The 18,715-nt window shown below is 64.9% G+C and carries 16 protein-coding genes; 7 read left to right on the top strand and 9 right to left on the bottom strand.

What is annotated here, in order from left to right:
- Positions 1–25: 25 nt before the first annotated feature.
- Positions 26–232, bottom strand: a complete 207-nt coding sequence (locus PUN51_RS02595; RefSeq protein WP_159631017.1) for a hypothetical protein — start codon at positions 230–232, stop codon at positions 26–28.
- Positions 233–836: 604 nt separating this feature from the next.
- Here PUN51_RS02595 and PUN51_RS02590 point away from each other — a divergent pair.
- From PUN51_RS02590 to PUN51_RS02560, 7 genes are all read left to right on the top strand, one after another.
- Complete coding sequence (locus tag PUN51_RS02590) at positions 837–1,640, top strand: response regulator transcription factor (protein WP_275179777.1); 804 nt, start codon at positions 837–839, stop codon at positions 1,638–1,640.
- A 246-nt stretch (positions 1,641–1,886) separates the two neighbouring features.
- On the top strand, positions 1,887–2,792 hold the full coding sequence (locus PUN51_RS02585; RefSeq protein WP_275179775.1) for a response regulator: 906 nt from the start codon (positions 1,887–1,889) through the stop codon (positions 2,790–2,792).
- Between the two features lie 74 nt (positions 2,793–2,866).
- Complete coding sequence (locus PUN51_RS02580) at positions 2,867–3,763, top strand: diacylglycerol/lipid kinase family protein (protein WP_275179774.1); 897 nt, start codon at positions 2,867–2,869, stop codon at positions 3,761–3,763.
- A gap of 420 nt (positions 3,764–4,183) precedes the next feature.
- The gene (locus tag PUN51_RS02575) at positions 4,184–4,624 is read left to right on the top strand and encodes a hypothetical protein (protein ID WP_236560731.1); all 441 of its coding nucleotides are present in this window, start codon (positions 4,184–4,186) and stop codon (positions 4,622–4,624) included.
- A 96-nt stretch (positions 4,625–4,720) separates the two neighbouring features.
- Positions 4,721–4,987, top strand: coding sequence for a hypothetical protein (locus PUN51_RS02570; protein ID WP_275179773.1), 267 nt, complete (start codon positions 4,721–4,723; stop codon positions 4,985–4,987).
- 105 nt (positions 4,988–5,092) lie between these two features.
- Complete coding sequence (locus PUN51_RS02565; protein ID WP_159631023.1) at positions 5,093–5,584, top strand: hypothetical protein; 492 nt, start codon at positions 5,093–5,095, stop codon at positions 5,582–5,584.
- Between the two features lie 213 nt (positions 5,585–5,797).
- Positions 5,798–7,279, top strand: a complete 1,482-nt coding sequence (locus PUN51_RS02560; protein WP_275179771.1) for a DUF4832 domain-containing protein — start codon at positions 5,798–5,800, stop codon at positions 7,277–7,279.
- Positions 7,280–7,313: 34 nt separating this feature from the next.
- Here the strand turns inward: PUN51_RS02560 and galE are convergent, their stop codons facing one another.
- The 8 genes from galE to PUN51_RS02520 form a co-directional block, all read right to left on the bottom strand.
- Complete coding sequence (gene galE / locus PUN51_RS02555) at positions 7,314–8,342, bottom strand: UDP-glucose 4-epimerase GalE (RefSeq protein ID WP_275179970.1); 1,029 nt, start codon at positions 8,340–8,342, stop codon at positions 7,314–7,316.
- Entirely contained in the window at positions 8,338–9,420 is a 1,083-nt protein-coding gene (locus tag PUN51_RS02550) for a putative glycoside hydrolase (protein ID WP_275179769.1), read from the bottom strand. The genes galE and PUN51_RS02550 overlap by 5 nt, the downstream gene beginning before the upstream one ends.
- The gene (gene pelF, locus PUN51_RS02545) at positions 9,417–11,159 is read right to left on the bottom strand and encodes a GT4 family glycosyltransferase PelF (RefSeq protein WP_275179768.1); all 1,743 of its coding nucleotides are present in this window, start codon (positions 11,157–11,159) and stop codon (positions 9,417–9,419) included. Before pelF ends, PUN51_RS02550 begins: the two co-directional genes overlap by 4 nt.
- Before the next feature lie 77 nt (positions 11,160–11,236).
- Positions 11,237–12,697 (bottom strand): hypothetical protein, encoded by a 1,461-nt coding sequence (locus tag PUN51_RS02540; RefSeq protein ID WP_275179767.1) that lies wholly within the window; start codon positions 12,695–12,697, stop codon positions 11,237–11,239.
- A gap of 1,530 nt (positions 12,698–14,227) precedes the next feature.
- Positions 14,228–16,348, bottom strand: coding sequence for a beta strand repeat-containing protein (locus tag PUN51_RS02535; protein ID WP_275179766.1), 2,121 nt, complete (start codon positions 16,346–16,348; stop codon positions 14,228–14,230).
- Positions 16,345–16,836: a hypothetical protein gene (locus PUN51_RS02530; RefSeq protein WP_275179765.1), complete on the bottom strand. Its 492-nt coding sequence runs from the start codon at positions 16,834–16,836 to the stop codon at positions 16,345–16,347. The genes PUN51_RS02535 and PUN51_RS02530 overlap by 4 nt, the downstream gene beginning before the upstream one ends.
- A gap of 1 nt (position 16,837) precedes the next feature.
- Entirely contained in the window at positions 16,838–17,974 is a 1,137-nt protein-coding gene (locus tag PUN51_RS02525) for a COG1470 family protein (RefSeq protein ID WP_275179764.1), read from the bottom strand.
- 76 nt (positions 17,975–18,050) lie between these two features.
- Positions 18,051–18,503: a hypothetical protein gene (locus PUN51_RS02520; RefSeq protein WP_224026811.1), complete on the bottom strand. Its 453-nt coding sequence runs from the start codon at positions 18,501–18,503 to the stop codon at positions 18,051–18,053.
- Positions 18,504–18,715: the final 212 nt, after the last annotated feature.

Genomic DNA, 18,715 nt, shown 5'->3' with positions numbered 1-18,715 from the left:
TTGCTTCGAACTGCGAGGGGGCGCGCTACTCCGCGAGCTTGGCGACCGAGTGCGCCCAGATGAAGAACTTGTTGGTGCCCAGATCCTTGACGGTCTTGATATTCAGGGCCTCTTTGAGCTTCTGGGCGTCGCTCTCGGACAGTCCCTTCAGGGCCTCGACCGGCGCCTTGGCCAGATCATCGATGCCCTTGTCGAGATATTCCTTGTCGAACTTCGCGTTGATTCCAGCCATACTGTCTGTCCTCCTGGTGCTCGTTGGGGCCTCATTGTGCCGTGGGGCACAGTGGCCATTGAACCACGGCGATTCTTAAATGCACCAGTATTCAATATGGTTATTCCATATCCCTTCCTGCGGCGGCTCCCAGCAATTACCCAGCAACCGGAACGTGGACGCGGAGACCCCGCCAGGATGGGCCAGGGCAGGGAGGGTCGCCATCTTGCCCGGCCGCCACGTCATCAACTTCGCTTGCGTAGTAACCCTGCTTACCATTGGGTAAACTGCCGGTTGACCTGCGGCTTCATGGTGTGAGTGCGCGTGAGGGCAAGTAGTCCCCTCCCGGAAGACAGGTAGCCACTACGGGGGCCCGTCCCCGGCAAATGCCCTTATTCTGCAATTCGATGGAGCTCCGGCATGCGCCGGCGCAGGGGCGCGGGACAGGCGGAAATGGGGAATTGCGTGAGTTGCATAACTTTGGACCGATCCGCCACATGCACGGCTTCGAATGCCTACTACCGTAGAAAAGGGCCAAAAAGAGCTTGGCTGCGGGCACATTAAGTTTTGGAATTTGTTGTCTGCGGAAATCAGCCGGGTTTGGCCAAGGATTTGATCGGGGGAATTGTTGGAGCGCGGGACGGTAGTGGTTGTGGAGGACGATCCGGACATCAGTGTTGTGGTGTCCGGAATTCTGCGTGAGGCAGGATTCGGCATCCATGCATTCGACCATGGGCAGGCCGGAGTTGACGCCGTCAATAAACACAGCCCCGAAGTGGTGGTGGTTGATCTCGGACTGCCGGACATCGACGGATTTGAAGTGACCCGGCGCATCCGTACATTTAGCAATGCCTACGTGCTGATCCTGACAGCCAGCAGCCAGGAACTGGACACCATCCTCGCGCTGGAGGCCGGCGCCGACGATTACCTCACCAAACCCTTCCGCGCCCGCGAGCTGAGGTACCGGGTGGAGGCACTGCTGCGGCGCCCCCGGCTCCGCACCGACACTCCACACCTGACGGCCTCGTCCCTGCAGCCGGCGCCGGCAACCGGCCCGGACGCGCCGCCTGATGTCCAGGACGGCCCTGCAGCCCTGGCCCACAACGGCCTGCACCTGCATGTCTCCACCAGAACCGTCAGCGTGGACGGGGCGGAAATTCGCGGACTTACCGCCTCCGAGTTCGAGCTGCTGAACACCATCCTCATCAACGGGCGGGTGGTTCTGAGCAAGGAAGACCTTGCCCAGTCGATGCGCGGGGGACAAAGCGTGGACGACGCCATGGACCGTGCCCCGGATGAACAGGTAATCCAGGTGCACATCGCCAATTTGCGCAGGAAACTGGGCGACAGTGCAGCAAAGCCCCGCTGGATCGAGACAGTTCACGGATTTGGCTACCGGCTGGCAGCACCCATGGACCAGGAGAACTAAATAACGTTCCGGACGGGGTGCTGGGACTCTGCGTATGGGGCTAGCCTGTAAGTGAGTCGGCAAGTTCGTTCGCTTTTCCAGCAGATACCTGTGGGGCAGGTGGCTGTTCTCCTTTTCGTGGTGGGCCAGAGTGGCAGCAGGAGACTAACAACCGCCTTTGGGGTTTCGAAGGGCGAATGAACGGAAGCGAATATGGCGACTGGCCATAAGCCCGGTTCAGCGGCTTCTTCTGGGAGCGTGTATGTCGTGACTGGCGAAGAGCTCGTCCGGCGGGGTTTGCGGAGGCTGCTGGAGGTTAACGGGTTCAGCCTTGCCGGTGAGTCGGCGTCTGCTCACCAGGCGGCGCGGCGGATCCCTGCGGTACGCCCGGATCTGGCCATCATCGACGATGATCTTCCCGATGGTTCCGGTGCCGGGCTTTGCCGATCTCTCGTGGCGGCTGATGGAACCATCCGGTGCGTCCTGATGACGGGTGAAACTGACGAAGCGGTGCTTATTGGGGCTATCCTGGCCGGCGCATGGGGGTGCCTGTCACAACAGGATGACAATGAGGAACAGCTCGGGCTGATCCGGCGGGCCATCCAGGGGTACACAGCCTACAGCCGTCGTTTCCAGACCGGCATTCTGGCTCCGATCCAGGCTGACGGAACAAACGGGCCCGACGCCCGGTTGGGAATGCTTTCAAAACAGGAAATGAAGGTGGCGGGCGGGGTTGCCCGGGGGTTGACCAACGGCCAGATCGGCCAGGAAATGTTCTTGGCCGAAAAGACCGTGAAAAACATGGTCTCATCGGTGCTGATGAAATTCGACATGTCGCGCAGAACCGAGGTCGCGGTGTTCGTCTCCGGGGAACTTGAGCACACAGGGGACCTCGCACAGGAGTACCGGCGCAGCCGTGACACAGACCTGATCGCGGAAGTCACCGCGGCGCTGGTTATCTGCACCAGCGAGGCGGGCAGTGTTCCGCCGTCCAACAGAATGCTCTTATTGGACGCCATGCGACTTGCTGATTCCCTGGCGGCTACCCGCGCCCGGCCTCACGCCGTTAGACTCTTGCAGGAACGACGGACGAACGTGCATGGCCCTGAGGACACCACCTCAATGCCAATCCCGCGGGGCACTGACAACGCTCCCGAGCGGGGCCAGAACTAAGGGGCCGGACAGTTTCCCACTGGCACTCCTCTGCCGGAGCAGAATCTGGGTGACAGCGGTTTGGAAGGGCGGCTATGTCGAGCGAGCGGGCGCCCGTGGACCGTTTTGATCGGGTAGTCCTGGTCTTCAATCCGGGTAAGCCCGGCATGGTTGCCAGGATCGACGAATTACAACAGGGTCTGACTGCCGCATTGCCGGAGCTGCCGATTGAGTTGCTGCCAACGGAGTTTGCCGGGCACGCCCGTGATCTTGCACGCTCCGTGGCGGCGAAGGGAACCCCTCTCATTGTTTCCGTCAGTGGTGATGGCGGATACCACGAGGTCGTCAACGGGGTAATGGACGTTCCCGGCAGCAGGGCGGTGTGCACTGTTGTTGCGGCAGGCAACGCCAATGACCATCACCGCAGCATGCCCGCGCCGCCGTTGCCGGAGGCCGTCCGCGAAGGCCGAGTCCGCCACATCGACCTGTTGCGCATGACGTTCGGCGGGGAACACCGCGAGCGGATTCAGTACGCCCACTCGTACATAGGTTTCGGGCTCACACCGTTGATGGCGATCGGCATCGAGCGGGGCGGCAAGGGGAAAATCCTCGAACTCCTGTCCGTCGCCCGCACACTCTCTGCGTTGAGGCCCTTCGAACTCGTCCGTGCAGACGGGGCCACCGCGCGCTTCGACAGCCTGATCCTCGCCAACATTTCGCGTATGGCCAAGTACGGGACCGTCAGCGAGATGGGCAGCCCCGACGATGGCCTGTTCGAGGTCGTGACGCTGCCGCATGCCGGGCGCTGGAAGATGGCGCTGATGACCCTGCGGGCTGTGACGCTGGGACTGGGCCACCAGCCCAGCGTCAGCAGCTATTCCTTTACAACGCGGGATGCTGTTCCTTGCCAGATCGACGGGGAAGTCATCCATCTTCCAGCGGCCACGCAGGTGCTGGTGGAGAGCGCGAAGGGCGCCCTGGCTGTTATCTGACCCTCGGCACCCTTGCTGTGTCTGTGGATTGTGGGAACGGGACGTAGCCAGGGGCAGGTCCGGGTTTGGAAGCGGACAGAACTGATTGGTGGGTTTTCACCGGTCGCGGCCCACGAGGGCGTACAGTCAGAGTATCGGGACGTTGTGACTGGACATCCGGTTTCCCGGGCAATGAAACCAACTCCGCGTGCGCCGCCGGCGCATCGGCGACTGTGACATCCCGTCACTGCGCTGAACACGTGGTGATGAGTTGGGACAACGAGGGCGGCCCTGGCCGTCCTGCTACGCAGGCCGGCCCTTCAGCCCGTGCCCTCCCAATATAAGGGGCCCGGTTTCGAGTCCCTAGAACCCCAGTCACAGTCAATCCGCCCGTATCTGCGGTTCTGACAGTGCATCTCCAAGAAACGTTGGCGCAATGCCATGACCACCACCCAAGAACAGCCTGTCCACGTCGAGGGGCGCCTCGCGCTCAGCGGCGTCCTCGCTTCCGCCCTGCCTCACGACCTCGGTACGGCAACGGCCGCCTCCCGGTACACCGTCCCCGTCGTTTTTTCCCGCAGGCCCCAGCCGCGGGAACTCGATTTGTTGCATGACAAGAGCGTCACCAAGCGCCTGGCGGAAGAAGGATACAGCGACGTCGAACTGCGGGTTTCCGACCGCCGCCTTTTGATCACCAACACCAATCTGCAGGACCTCAAGTCAGGGCTCGCCCACCTCGTGGGCACGATACTGAGGGACATCTCCGTGCAGGCCGAAGCCGAGCGCGCCCACAGGTCTGAAGAACTGGATGCCCTGGGGCTGCTTGAGGAACAACGACTTGAAGCGATCCGTCAATCCGCGGCAGAAATCCACTTCGACTAACACCCGTAACCAGCACCGCGGAGTCGACAGTACGGACACGCCCATAGGCGCGCCTCCTCAAAGTCTCCACACGAACCCAAACCCGCAAAGGAAACAATGACTTCCATGCACCTTGAGAAGTACTGGCACCGGCTGTCCCCGGCCAGCAAGCAGTGGCTCCTCGACAATCCTGGTTGTGTAATTCTGCCCCGGACCATCTCGGCAGAAATAAATGCCGAATCCGGAGAGGACGCTGATTCTGATAGTCACGGCGAAACTGTCCTGTCACCGGAAAACATCGAGTTCATCCGGTCCAGAACACGCCAGGAAGAACCGTCCCCGGCACAGCCGACCTACCGGTTCTTCGACTCTGTACAGCCCTGAACCCACGGGACCCCGGCCACCCAAACCGGGCCGGGGTCCCAGCCATAAACGTACTGGGCGAGGCCCCTGTGACCGAAAGGGGGCCGGGCGGGGCATAGTTGGAGTATGGCAACCTACGATTCCCGGAGTTTTTACACGCGCGGTGATTCCTTCAGTGTTGGAGCTTCGCGGGAACACGTGGAACGCTCGCTTCTTGACTTCGGGGCAACCGATGTTCTCTTCAGCCAACGTGGCCACCTCAACGCCATCTCGTTCAGAGCCAGCGGAAGGCAATTTCGGATTGTCCTCTCATTGCCGCAGACCGAGCGAAGCCCTGCTGTTCCGGGTGGAGTGTCCGACGTCCCCGGCAAGGAGGTTAGCGCAAAAGTGCTCGAACTCGATGCCCGGAGGTTCTGGCACGCCTTCGCCTTGTCCACCGACGCCAAACTCGCAGCGGCGGCAGCCGGTGTTGCAACACTCGAATCCGAATTTCTGGCCCATGTGGTGCTCCCCGGGAACCATACGGTGATGGACGAACTCGAACCCGTCATAGCCTCTGCCTACAGGTCCGGGCAGCGTCCCTCCATCAGTGCTGCTGCTGGACCACGAACCGATTGAAAAAATGGGCCATGGCCCAGCCAGGAAGGACCACCGGCAGGCCGGAAGGCTCATCGTATTGGGGACCGGGGCGCATTGAGAAATGACGGAAACCCCTTGGCCACTTGTGGAGCCCTGCGTTTTCAGTTTGAATTAGCGCCGTCGCACTGGGCGACTTTCGTGCAGTTCTTGGTCTCGCAGGTGCCCTGGCACCGCCCGTAGGAAGAAGCTTCAGTGAAAGCGTTGCACAGGCTGGGTGCTGTTCCGTTTTCGAATATTGTCCGCCCGCGCGGAAAGACAAAAGGGATAGCCAACGCTGCCGCGGCGTTGTCCTTGTTGGCGGGGCTGATATCCCTCACCATCCCTTCCGCCGGTACTGTACCCAGCGCGACAGCCGCAGACGTCAAACCGGGGGAGTGGGTTTCCCTGGCGGCCGGTCCGGCGCCGGCCAGCAACCCGCTGCAGGGTTTTGTCCCCTACGCCGGGAAGTACGGTTCCCTGCCCTATTCCATGGAATGGTTCTACATTCCGGTGAACGCAGTGGTCACGGGACCCGGCACCTACGACTGGTCCGCACTGGAATCCCAGCTGAACGCCATTGCCGCCCGCGGGCACCAGGCCGTCTTCAGGTTCTACCTCGACTACCCCGGCAAGCCAACCGGCGTTCCCAAATACCTCCTGGACGCAGGATTGGCCACCCACTCCTACACCGACTACGGCAACCAGGGCATCAGCGTTTCCCCCGACTACGACGACCCGCGCATGGCACAGGCGCTGGACAGCTTCATCGCGGCCTTTGGGTCAAAGTACGACGGCGACCGGCGCATCGGCTTCATCCAGGCGGGCCTGCTGGGGTTCTGGGGCGAATGGCACACCTACCCCCACGACGGGTGGGCCTCGCCGGAAAACTGGTCGGCCTCGGCCACCGAGCAACAACTTGTCCTGCAGGCCTACACGGCCGCCTTCACCAGGACCAAGCTGCAGGTGCGGTACCCCACCACCGCGAACAGCAGCCTCAGCGTGGGCTACCACGACGACTCGTTTGCCGCCGAAACTATGCCCGGAACCGGCTGGAGCTTCGTGGACAAACTGCAGCAGGCCGGCGCAACCGGCAAATGGCTCACCCAGCCGGTGGGCGGCGAACTCCGCCCCGAGCTGCAGCCCTGCTTTTTCGACGCCGTCCCGTGCCCCTGGGTGGCCGACCCGGCCCAGAAGGACTTTCCGGGGAGCGTGGCGGCAACGCACGCCTCGTGGCTGCTCAACCAGTACGCCTTCAGTCCAACGTATTCAGGGGCTGCCCAAAGCAATGCTGCCGCAGCGTCCCAGTCGCTGGGCTACCGGTTCCAAGCCACCGGCTTCTCCCTGGCCCCAGGAGCCGTGAAGGGCCAGAGTGACCTCAGTGTCACCATCCGCAACACCGGGGTTGCGCCGTTCTACTATGACTGGCCGGTGCAGGTGGCTGCCGTGGGCGGCGACGGGAAGATCGCCAGGACCTGGACCACTTCCTGGCAGCTCACCTCGATCAAACCCGGCATGGCACCCACCCTGGCAGCGCCCCTCAGCACCGGCGGCCTCCCCGCCGGCTACTACACGCTGGTGCTGCGGCCGGTGAACCCTCTGGCCAATGGCGTCCCGCTGCGCTTTGCCAACGCTGCCCAGGACCAGACGCTGCCCGGATGGCTGACCTTGGGACGCAACTACTTCCCCGCATCCTGACCACCGACCACCGCCAAGCCGCGGCCGCCGACTGCTAACTGGCTGCCGCCTCCATGCGGTACCCGTTCGGGTTGTTCTGCTGCCAACGCCAGGCATCGGCGCACATGTTCTCCAGCGTCTCCGCAGCCTTCCACCCCAGGTCGCGGAAGGCCGCCGTCGGATCCGCCAGGCTGATCGGGGCGTCTCCCGGGCGCCGCTCCGCCAGGCTGTAGGGGATGGCAGTCTGCGCAGCCTTTTCAAAGGCGCGGATGATTTCCAGGACGGAGTGGCCGCTGCCGCTGCCCAGGTTCCAGGTGTGGACCCCCTCGCGGGCAGCGAGGTAATCCAGTGCCGCCAGGTGTCCGGCGGCCAGGTCCATTACGTGGATGTAGTCGCGGATCCCGGTGCCGTCGGATGTTGGGTAGTCGCCGCCGAAGACGTTCAGCATGTCCCTGCGGCCCACCGCCACCTGGGTGACGTACGGGAAGAGGTTGTTCGGGGGACCCTGCGGGTCCTCGCCGATCTGGCCGGACGGGTGGGCGCCCACCGGGTTGAAGTAGCGGAGGAGGGCCAGCCGCCACCGGCCGTCAGAGGCCTGCACGTCCGTGAGGATCTCTTCAATCTGCTGCTTGGTCCGGCCGTAGGGGTTGGTGGCCCCCAGCCTGCTGTCCTCCTTGAGGGGCATCTGCGGGTTGCTTCCGTACACCGTGGCGGAGGAGCTGAAGACGAGGGTCCGCACGTCATGGGCGTCCATGGCCTCCAGCAGGTTCAGCGTCCCGGTGACGTTGTTCCGGTAGTAGCGCAGGGGCTGGGACACCGATTCGCCTACCGCCTTCAAACCCGCGAAGTGGATGACCGCCTCAGCCCCGGCGGCGGCGAACACCCGGTCCAGCGCCGCGGGGTCCGTGATGTCGGCCTCGTGGAAGGCCAGGCTGCGTCCGGCGAGTTTCTGGACGCGCAGCAGCGACTCCATCTGGGAATTGCTGAGGTTGTCCACCGCCGTGACGTCGTGCCCGGCCTCCAGCAGCTGGAGGATGGTGTGGGACCCGATGTACCCGGCGCCGCCGGTGACTAGAACCTTAATGTCTCTGCCCTCGCTGATAGACGACCCCGCTCTGCGGGGCCAGGACCACATGGTGGGGTGCCGGCTGCCCGGCGGCATCAACCAGCCCGGAAGGGACCTTGATGCGGCGCCGGCGGCGGCCGTCGTTGTTGAAGTTCACTGCCGCCCAGCCGCCGCTGAAGGTTCGCGACCATACGTGGCGGCGGCCCTGGGGCTGCCCCTCGGGGTGCCCAAGGGGCCAGTCCAGTTCCTCGATGTGCTGGGTGCGGCTGTAGTCGTCGTGGCCGGTCGCCGTGTAGGAACCCGCGCCGCCGCCGAAGATCCAGAACGCCGCCAGCCCATACCGGAAGTTGGGGTGGGCGTCGTCGCCGTCGGTGGGGACGCGCAGGATGGAAATTCCGGGCCCGTCTGCCTGCGCAAGCTGTGCCTCGGCCGTGCGGGGATCGAACAGGTTCGCCGGCCCGTAGCCCAGCCACACCTCCTCGAAGCCGCCGCCGTACGCCGCGTGGGAATGCCAGCGGCCCGGCAGGCGCCGGGATTCGGCGATGTTGGGCACCAGGACCTTGCCCACGCCGTTCAATGCAGCCCCCGCAGCGTGGACCAGTTTGTCCAGGCCGTCCCGGAAGTCGGCCATGGATGCCGCGTCCTGCACCGGCGGCCGGATGCCGTAGTAGTCGTCAAACACGTCGTTGTCCGCCATCACGCCGTCAAAGGGGGAGCCGGCCAGTTCGCTGGTGACGTTCTCCACCCAGCGGGCACGGTACTCCGGGTCCCACACCTTCATCTGCCAATGGCCGCCGTAGCCGTTCCACTCGATGCGCGCACCGTCCAGCCGCGTGGCGAACCATGTGCCGCCGTCGTCCTCTGCCTCCCGGTACGTCACCCCGGAACTGAAGATGGGCCCCGGTTCATACGCGCGGGTGGAGGACAGGCACTTGTAGCAGAGCATCGTCATGTCCGGGCGGCGGCGCTTGAGCTCGGCTGCCGCGTCCAGCTCCCACGGCTGGAGGATGGCCGCACGGTAGTGCTCAGCGGCGAAATCGATCTGCGCCGGAGAAATGGGATCGCCGTAGCGGATCCACGCACCCACTCCGGTCACAGCGGCACCACGGTGAGTGCTTCGGTGGGGAGCTCTTCCGCAGCCGCCATGTCCAGCGCTGTTACGTCCGCGGCAGCCGGCTCCACCACCGGGAGGTCGCCCAGGGCGCGGTAGATCTGGTTGTAGGACGACATGACCTCGTGCATCTGGAAGAACTCCTGCACGCGGGTGCGGGCGTTGGCCGCATATTCGCCGTAGGCGTCCAGGTTGCCGATGACGGCCTGGACGGCGTCCGCCATCTGCACCACGTTGCCCGGGGTGACCGTTTCGCCGCAGGCGCCGATGGTCTTCGCGTCCGTGGTCAGCAGGTCATCGGCGATGAGCTGGGCCACGCCGCCAACATCGGAGCCCACAGTGGGAATGCCGGCGGCCATGGCCTCCAGGATGACGATGGGCTGGCCCTCGTTATAGCTGGGGAGCACCAGGAGATCGAACTGGTCCAGCATCTCGCGGACGTTGACGGTGCCGTGGATGGTGACCTTGTCCTGCAGTCCCAGGGCCTGGATCTTGGCCAGGCACGCTTCGTAGTATTCGGGCACGTGCTCGGTGGGGCCCAGGACGTCCAGGTGCAGGTTCGGATAGCCGCGCTGCGTGAGGACCTCCATGCTCGAAAGCAGGTCCAGCAGCCCCTTGATGGGCACCACGCGGGCGATGTAGACCAGGCGCCAGACGTGCTCCGCGGAGTCCTGCCGGAGGTTTTCCAGGACCTGCCTGCGCGCCCGGTACTTCCCGTCGAACTCCTCGATGACCATGCCGTTGGGCACCACCACGGACTTGTCGATGTCCGTTCCCAGGCGGGCTGCCTCGGTGATGGCGCTGGGGTAGAGGTAGGTGATCAGGCGGGCGCTGGGGTAGCAGAAGCGTCCCATTTCCGTCCACCAGGCCATCCAGGCGCGCTGTTCCGCCGTGACGTCGAAGAGCCGGTAGTCATCGGCCGTGATGGACAGGGCCATGTTCCGGTCCAGCAGGGTGTTCACGGTGTCCCGGACATACAGGTTGTGTTCGGTCAGCAGGAAGGCGGTGTCGTGGTCCCGCGCGGCCGCTGCCCCCAGCAGGGAGGCGTAGCCGGTGGTGTGGGCGTGGTAGACCTTGGCGCGGGGCATGGTCTCGCCGGTGATGGCATAGGCCAGGGAGAAGAAGTTGCGCAGCACCCAGAAGGATTCGGCCAGCGGCAGGTTCAGTTGCGGCATGCGGTCCTGCAGGGCCTGCATGAATTCCCGGGATCCGAGCAGGGCCCACAGGGGGTACTGCCGGGTCCGCTTGTTGAGGCCCTCGTCAATCAGGTCCCACAGCGGCTCCACTTCGCCGTGTTCTGACAGGGCGTAGATGGCGTCAAAAAGCCGGTGGGAGAGTTCTTCGCGCTGTTTGGAGTCCATGCCCAGGTCCTTGACGGTCACCGACATGTAGTCGTGCCGGTGTTCCTCCATGCTGAGGAAGACCGTCCGGACCCAGCGGACGTTCCCGGGCATGCCGTAGAGGTCCGTCAGCGGCGCGCTGGAGTCCCAGGTGATGTGGATGATGCCGTAGCTGAGGTCCGGGTTGTGCGTGACGATGTCGTGCACCACTGCCGAGACGCCGCCCTTGAGGTAGGGGTAGGTGGACTCCATCACGATGGCCACGTCTACGTCCTGGTACTCGACATCGCGGGGCGCCGGGGCGGCTGCCGGTCCCGCCGAAAGCACTGACGGGGCCGGGTTGCTGTTCCAGCGGGTCTTTAGGTTCTTAAGGGTCGAGTACATGGTTGTTTCCTCACCTGGTGTTCTGAAGGCTCAAGAGTTTCGGACTGACTGAGGGACGTGCGGTGGCGGGAGCCGCGTCACCACGTGGTGGCGTGCCGCCAAAAGAGGGTGTATTCGGGCTGGCTCCAGTGCCGCTTGTAGAGCGTCCAGCCGACGGCGATGAGGACGAAGTCAGCGGCCCCCAGGATCAGGTAGCTGGCGGAGTGCACCGAGGTGCCGATCAGGTGGGCTCCGCCGGCGAAGGCTGCGATGCACACGGTAAGGTGCACGGCGCCGAGGATCTGGGGCGTGATTTTCTCCCCGATGAAGTCCAGCTCGTAGTTCAGGAGCGTGAGCATCATGAAGGACCACGAGGCCAGGGCGGCGGCAACCGTCAGTAACGTGTTGGCCGGGTCCAGGCCGGACACTGCCAGCGACACCGAGAGGGTCAGCAGCCCGGCGATGGCTCCGGTGAGGACCACCGAGCGGTCCAGGACGCGGACCAGCCGGCTGGAGCTGCCCTTCAGGACGCTGACCGGGGCGGTGGCGATGTCCTTGTGCAGCCTGCCGAGGGCCCGGTCCACGCCGGGTGCCAGGTGGACGAAGTAGAAGTTGTAGGCGATGACTGCCGGGAGCATGGCCGCGAAGACAGCCACAACCTGGAATGCCCCGCCTGTCACCAGGAACAGCGCATACTTGTCAGCCCAGAGGACCGCACCCATGAGCAGGCCGCGGACCAGGTCAGCACCGAACACCCGTGCGCCCAGGTGCTTGGTGATGCTCATGTGGCGCAGGCCCGAGCGCATGGCGACGAGCTGCGTGGCGGTTCCGACCACAGGCGGCAGCCACCAGGCGGCAGGAGCGAGGAACAGTGCGGCCGCGTAGCCGGACCAGGCGGCAGCCCACAAGCCGCGTCGGTTGGCCACGTTGGCCAGCACCAGAGACTGCACGAACAGCAGGTGCAGGCCGCACAGGACCACGTAGTGCATCATGGCGTCCCAGGACCAGCCGGTGGCCAGCCACAGGGGAACCGCGAACACCGCAACGAGGGGCAGGGACTGGACGAACATCAGCGGCCAGTGCTGGCAGAACCGGCGGGTGATCTCCCCGAGGTTGCGCTCGGCCATGAGGTCTCCGAGCACGCGGTAGATGGGCAGGCACGCAGCCTGGGCCAGCCACGGCACGGTGACTGACGATGCCAGGACCACGTAGGTCAGCGGCACCCCTGCAACATTGATGCCGGCCATGGCGGGACTCACCAGCGGGTAGACGGCGTTCAGCAGGAGCACCGGGGACAGGTACAGGAGCAGGGCCGCGCCCAGGCGTTCCTGGGAACCGCCTGCGGCCTGCTGGTCTGCCTTGGAGATCCGGGGCGTGACGATGAGCGCTACCGCCAGCAGCAGGGGAAGCACTGCCGCCGCCAGGACAAGGACGGGTGAGCCGCCGGTAAGGAACCTGCTGCCGAACGGCACCATGGCGGACAAGGCCAGGCCGACAACAACGAACACGAACATTTGACGGGCATAGGTGTCTTGCAGCAGATGTTTCAGTGACGTCATGTCTTCCTTCGGGCGGCAGGCGGGAGCTGCGAAACCTGTTGCCCCGGGAACACGCGCGGCCGGTCAGCCGCGCCCAGGGCAGCGGGTGACGCCAGCGTCGTGAAGCGTAAGGGGTGTGGATGGTGGCCAGGAGCTGGGGGGCCGACGGCGACTGGGGGGATGCGCCCCGGTCTCAGGAGGGCACACACCGCCGCCGGCCCCGGTCAAACCCGGGTGGACCCCTGCGGGGAAACCCGGAAGCTTTTGGGTGCGCGGAACGCGTTCCGCTCCAGGGAGGAGCGGCCCGGACACGACAATAAAGGCCCTACATCAAGAACGGACCATTGAATCGATTAATAAACATCCAATGATTTGAGTAAAGGTCCTTAAGCCTTGCTGAAGACCAAGAGCGCCGCGTTAAGGAGTTGCCGCAGGCGCGTAACGTCCTATCCTGAATTCCGTCAGCGACGTGAAACCGTGAAGGAGTTGTGGAGTGCTCGACGGTCAAAGCGCAGGTGTAAGCATAGGGGCACTGGTGGCCGTCGCCGTCGCACTGTATGTCGTGATCGTGCTGCGCCGCAGGAAGTGAGGAGCCGTCGTCGCCCACCCTGGTGCGTGCCGCCGTCGTCCGATGGGTAGGTGCGGGGGCTTACCGGCCGTGCCCCCGCCGGCAACCTGCCCGTGGAATTGGGTAGCCGGCTGAGCCGATCGGGTGTCCTCAACCCTTCTGCGAGGTTCCGCCAGCGGGGTACGTTGGTTGCTGCCGGGTGATGGCGCCCCGGCAGCAGCTCATATTTTGGGACATCGGCCGGAAAAGCCCGGGGCGCGCCCGTGTTCCTGAATGGCTCACCCTGCAGTCATCGGGTGGACTGCAGGGTGACCGGTTCCGCTGAAACTCGGTGCACCTGTCGCAAGGGACGTCGCCTGGTCAGGCTGCCGTTCCGGCGCCCGGAGGCACTCCAGGCGATGGTTTGGCATCGCGCCCCGTGTGTTGTGTGGGGGCCGGCGGCTTTTTTCGGATCGACGCTGATCCTTGGCCTCCGCCGCCGGCCCCTGGCCTGTGGGTCACATGGAGTTGGTGCCTGGCGGCCCCACTGGTGGTGCCGCCAGGCGTCCGAGACCATCGGCGTTAGCCGACTATGGGCGGTGACTGGGCCCCAGTACCCAGTTGCAGCATGGCTGCATTCCGTCCCTTCGGCATCACTTTGCCCGGACTGCCTCAAGGGTGGGCTTGGATCCGCTCAAGAATCCATCAAGGTAGCCCCAAGTTCCTCAAGGCCGCCGACGCGGAAGGAGCCGTGCAGGTATGGCGGCAGTCTGGATTGAAGTATCAATTACTGGTCACGTCTGCGGAGCGGGCGCCTACCGTTCTTTCATGCTGAAAATCGTGAAGCAGATCCTGCGATCCAAGCCAAAGTGCAGGTATTGCGGGATGGCCCTGCCCCCATCTCCATCCGCGGCATTTTGCTCCCGCCACTGCTATGACAGCTTCCAGTACTGGGGCGGCGGTTCTGCCCACGGATAGGTGGCATCCTCTTGCGGCCCGGACTGTCAGAAACCTGAAGTTCCCCAAGTGCCCGGTCCAGGTACGGCCGTGTTGCCCGCTATGTCAGTGAGGTTCGACGACGGCGCATAGGAGGGCTGCCCCGCGGTCACATTCTGCAGGGTGCTGCCGTTGGCAGAGTTCCCGAGTTTGATGGTGAACGTCTTCGCAGTGGGGTTCCACGTAAGAGTGGACGCCCCACCGGATCCGTTAGCGTTGGGCCCAAATGTGGCTGTTGCCGAAACGTAGTTGCCGCCCAGTGAGATGTTGCCGATGTTGAGCCCCGTGCAGTCGGTCGTTGAGAAGCTGAGGGTGTCGTTCAGGTTGTTGTCAGACAGCGTTGCGATGCCGTTGAAGGTGGTGGCACCGCTGGTGCTGGTGCAGAATTTGGCCGGATCCAGGGCCTCGGAGTATGTGATGGTTAGGGTGTCGCCCTTGTCCGCGGAATTCTGCTTCGGCCCGCCGTTGGTGAGGACAACGCCTGTGACGGACGGCGCGGCCGTGTCCTTGGTGACAGTGGCGCTGACAGAAGCGGTGTTGCCCGCGGCGTCACTCGTAGTTGCTGTGACCGTCACCGTGACGATTGGATTGCTTGTTGAGGTGTCCCGGAGGCTGGAGAGGTCCAATGCGGGCGTGGTCCAGGCGGAGCCCGATGCGGTTGCCGGGACGCCCGTGGCCGAGTCGGTGACCGTGAGGTTCACGGTGGAACCGGAATCGGTGGTGCCGCTGACCGGGTAGTTTTTCACGTTGCCCGAAAAGATCGTCGACAGGGAATTGAACTTCAGGGACAGCACGGTGTCCTTTGTGTCCGATGCAGTGACAGCGCTGCTGGTGTTGCCCGCAGGGTCGGCGACGTTGATGGTGTAGGTGATTGCTCCTTGGCCCAGCGTTCCGAGGTTCAGGTTCAGCGACCAGGCACTCGTTCCGGAAGCAGTGGCGGTGCCCGTGACAGGGGTGGTGCCGGCGGTGTCGGCGGCGCTTACGGTCACCGTAGACCCGGCTTCGGCGCTGCCGGTGACGGGGACGGATAAGACGTTGCCGGTGTAGACGTAGGTGGGCACGCCCACGCCGGCCGCCGGGGAAGGGGCAAGGGTGTCCTTCGCGCTCGTGGCCGTGTTGGCGGTCCCTGTGTTCCCTGCGGCATCCGTGGCGGTTGCCGAGTAGGCAACGGTGCCCTGGTCCAGGCTGGTCAGGTCAACTTTGACGGACCAGGAGCCCAGCGTAGCGGTGGCCGTCGCCGGCACTGAGTGCCCGGCGCCATCTCTGGCTACGAGGTTGACCGTGGCCCCTGCTTCGGCGGTGCCGCTGACCGTCACCCCGGAAACCGTCGCCTGGCTTACGTAGGCGGGAACGGTGGTGAAGGCCGGAGCAGCCGGCGCCTGGGTATCGATCTTGACCGTCTGGCTCTGCGTGGACCCGGCGTTGCCCACCTTGTCCGTCGCGAAGTAGGACACCGTGTGCGTTCCGTCGCCGGTGACCGGGATGGTGGTGACGGCGCCGGTCACCGTCTGCTGCGCGCCGCCGTCGACCGCGTAGGTAATGGAGGCGACGCCGGAACCGGACGTCCCGTCGTCGGCCGTGATGGTTACGGTGACGGGGCTGGTGTTGTTCCAGCCGGCTGCGTTAGGGGTGGGCGAAACCGTGGCTGAGGCAGCCGGCGCAATGGCATCGCTGCTGACGCCGTTGCTGCGCGGGCTCTCGGACCCGGTCCAGAGCGCGATGGCCGGGGTGACGGTGTAGTACCAGGTGCCGCCCGGGACGTTCTGCTCGGTGCAGGTGAGCGTGGTGACGGTTCCCGCGCAGCCGCCCGTGGCCGGGATGGCGGTCCCGCCGGTGGCTGCTGAGTAGCGGGCGACGGTGTAGCCGGTGGCGGGACGGCCGTTGACGGTGGTCCCGTTGGCCCAGGCGACGGTCAGGGACGTGTTGCTGGCGGTGACCGAGGGCTTGGAACCAGGTGAGAGCGTGTCGGCTGCGGCGGCTGCGTTGTTGCTGCTGGTGGTGGAGGCCCAGAACGCGTAGGCCGCGGTGCCCGTGCCGAGCAGGAGCAGGACCGCGGTGATGATCCAGGCCAGCCTGCGGGACGGGCGGCGGCCGATGATGAGGGACGCGTTGCGGATGGCGAGGCTCATTTCCGGACCTCCGCCGTGACGGGGAAGCTGAATGTTGCGCCCTGGCAGGCTGCGAGCGAGGTGGTATCCATGGCGGCCGCTCCGGGGAGGGTGATGAGTGCTGACGAATTAGCGGGAACGTATGTGGCGGGAGACAGCGGCGCGGCGGTCCCGGTAAAGCTGACGCCGGTGGTGGTGCAACCGGGGTGCGACGCGTCGGCCGCCGCGGGGCCGTTGCCGGTCACGCTGTACACCTGCACCGAGTACGGGTTGGGGTTGGTCAGGCGGAGGACGACGTCGGCGCTGCCGCCAGGATAGAGAGCCGTCTTGGGGTTGTCGCTGGCGACGAGGGCGTCCACTGAGACGGCCTGCATGGTGGCGGCGGCCGCGGACCCTGACCCGGATCCCGCGGCAGTCCAGTAGGCGTAGGCGGTTCCGGCGCCGACGGTAGCCAGGAGCCCGGCGAGGGCAGCTGCTTTGAGGCCCCGGCCTCTGCTGGTGTTGGTCATCTCAGTTCCCCTGTCCTGATCCTGAGTAGCTGAGCTGGAGTGTGGCGCCTTTGCAGCCGTCCTGGTTGGTGGAGGTATCCAGCATTCCCACCCGGGGCCAGGCGGTCTGGGCAACGTTGAGCCCCTGGAGCGAACCGCCAGTGGTCGGCACGGCCAGCGGGTACGGGCCGCTGTACTGGGTGACGGTGAAGTCGGCCGGCGTGCAGGGCAGGTTGCCCGCCACGGCGGCCGCGCTCCGGGTGACGCCCGCGACGGCGACAGAGAGATTGGTCAGCGACAGCGGCTTGTTGATGGGGTTGCTGATCTGCAGGTTCAGTCCGGCCGACGTGCCGGGGGACAGGGTTCCGGGGACGTTCCCGGAGATGCCGAACTGTTTGATGGTGGAGTCCAGGACCAACTGGACATTCGCGTAGGCGTACTGCGCCTTCCCGGAGGAGTCCTTGCCGGTGCCCACCAGGTACAGGCTGGAGGATCCTGTGGGGGAGGCGCTGGTGGTGGCCACCTGGAGAGTGGTGGAGTTCCCGGTGGCCGGGTTGGGCGAGAACGACGCCGTTGCTCCCGCCGGAAGTCCGCCCAGGACGCTGAAGGTGACGGGGCCGGTGAAGTTGTTGCCGCTGAGCTGCAGCGTGTAGACGGCGGTGGCTCCCGGCGGCATGCTGACGGAGTCAGGGGTGGCAGTCATCGAGAACGAGCTGGAGATCTTGTAGTTCACCGTGAGGCTGGCCGTCACGCTGCCGGAGACCTTGCCGCTTGCCGCGGTGATGGTGATGGAGCTGGTTCCCGCCGGTGTGGTCGCGGCGGTGGTGGCGTTCAGGGTGGCCGTTGCGCTGCTGCCGGAGTTGAGGGTGATGGACGACGGCGTGAAGGCGCCAGTTGCCCCGGCCGGAAGTCCCGCGGCGGCCAGGCTGACGGCGCCGCTGAAGCCTCCCGTGGAGGTGGCCGTGACCGTGTAGGAGCCTGACTGGCCCTGCTGGACGGACTGGCTTGCGGGGGAGACCTGCACCGTAATGCCGGGCTTTGGATTGTTTGCCGCCGCAATCAGCGATCCGGCACCCGCCAGCAGCAGCACCAGCGCCACCAGCGCTGCCTTGATACCGATCCGCCTGCGACGCCGCGCATGCCCGTCCTGCTCGTGCACCCTGTGCCCCTCTTTCTTCGGTGCAAATGACGGCAAGCCGGGGGCGGATTCGCACCGCCCCCGGCCCGCTGTTTGCCTAGTGGCTGGTGACCGCTACGGTGATCTTGGCGCCCTTGCAGAGATCCTGGTTTCCGGCAGTGTCAGCGAAGACCAGCTTGCCCGCACCGAGCGTCTCAGTGGCTCCGGCGGCGATAGTCGTGGTGTTGGTCGGCACCGAGGCAGTGATCCAGCTGGCGTCACACCCGTTGTCAGCGCTGACCACGGCCTTGTCCAAGGTCACCGTGGTGCTTGAGGAATTCGGGTTGGTTGCGGTGTAGGTGATGTCCTCGGTGGCACCAGGCGTCAAACCGTCCGCAAAGGCTGCAGTGATCTTGATAGTGGACGTCGTGGTGCCGGACGAAGCGACAGCTGAACCGCCACCCGAACCGGTGGTGCTCCAGTAGGCGTATGCGGCGCCGCCGCCGGCTGCCAGCAGCGTCGCGGACAGGGCAACAGCGGCGATCTTGTTTTTCTTGGTCATTTTGCGCATGGAGAGACTCCTTGAATGTGTGGTTGAGAACCCGTTCCCCCATTGGTGGCTCCATCCAGGTGCCTTCCGGTGGATCGATGACCCAATATTTGCCGGAGCGAAATAGGCGCAACAACAGGTGCCGGTACCCGAGTTTCTGAAACCTCAAGAAGCCGGGTACTCGGTAAGCGCTGCCACTACCTGCGTTCTCCGCGCTGCAATTCCGTGGAAGT

This window comes from Arthrobacter sp. NQ4, from assembly GCF_029077345.1.
In the GTDB taxonomy this organism is placed as follows: Bacteria; Actinomycetota; Actinomycetes; order Actinomycetales; family Micrococcaceae; genus Arthrobacter.
Note: the sequence above shows the minus strand (reverse complement) of the source record. Positions and strands in the feature narration are given on the sequence as shown.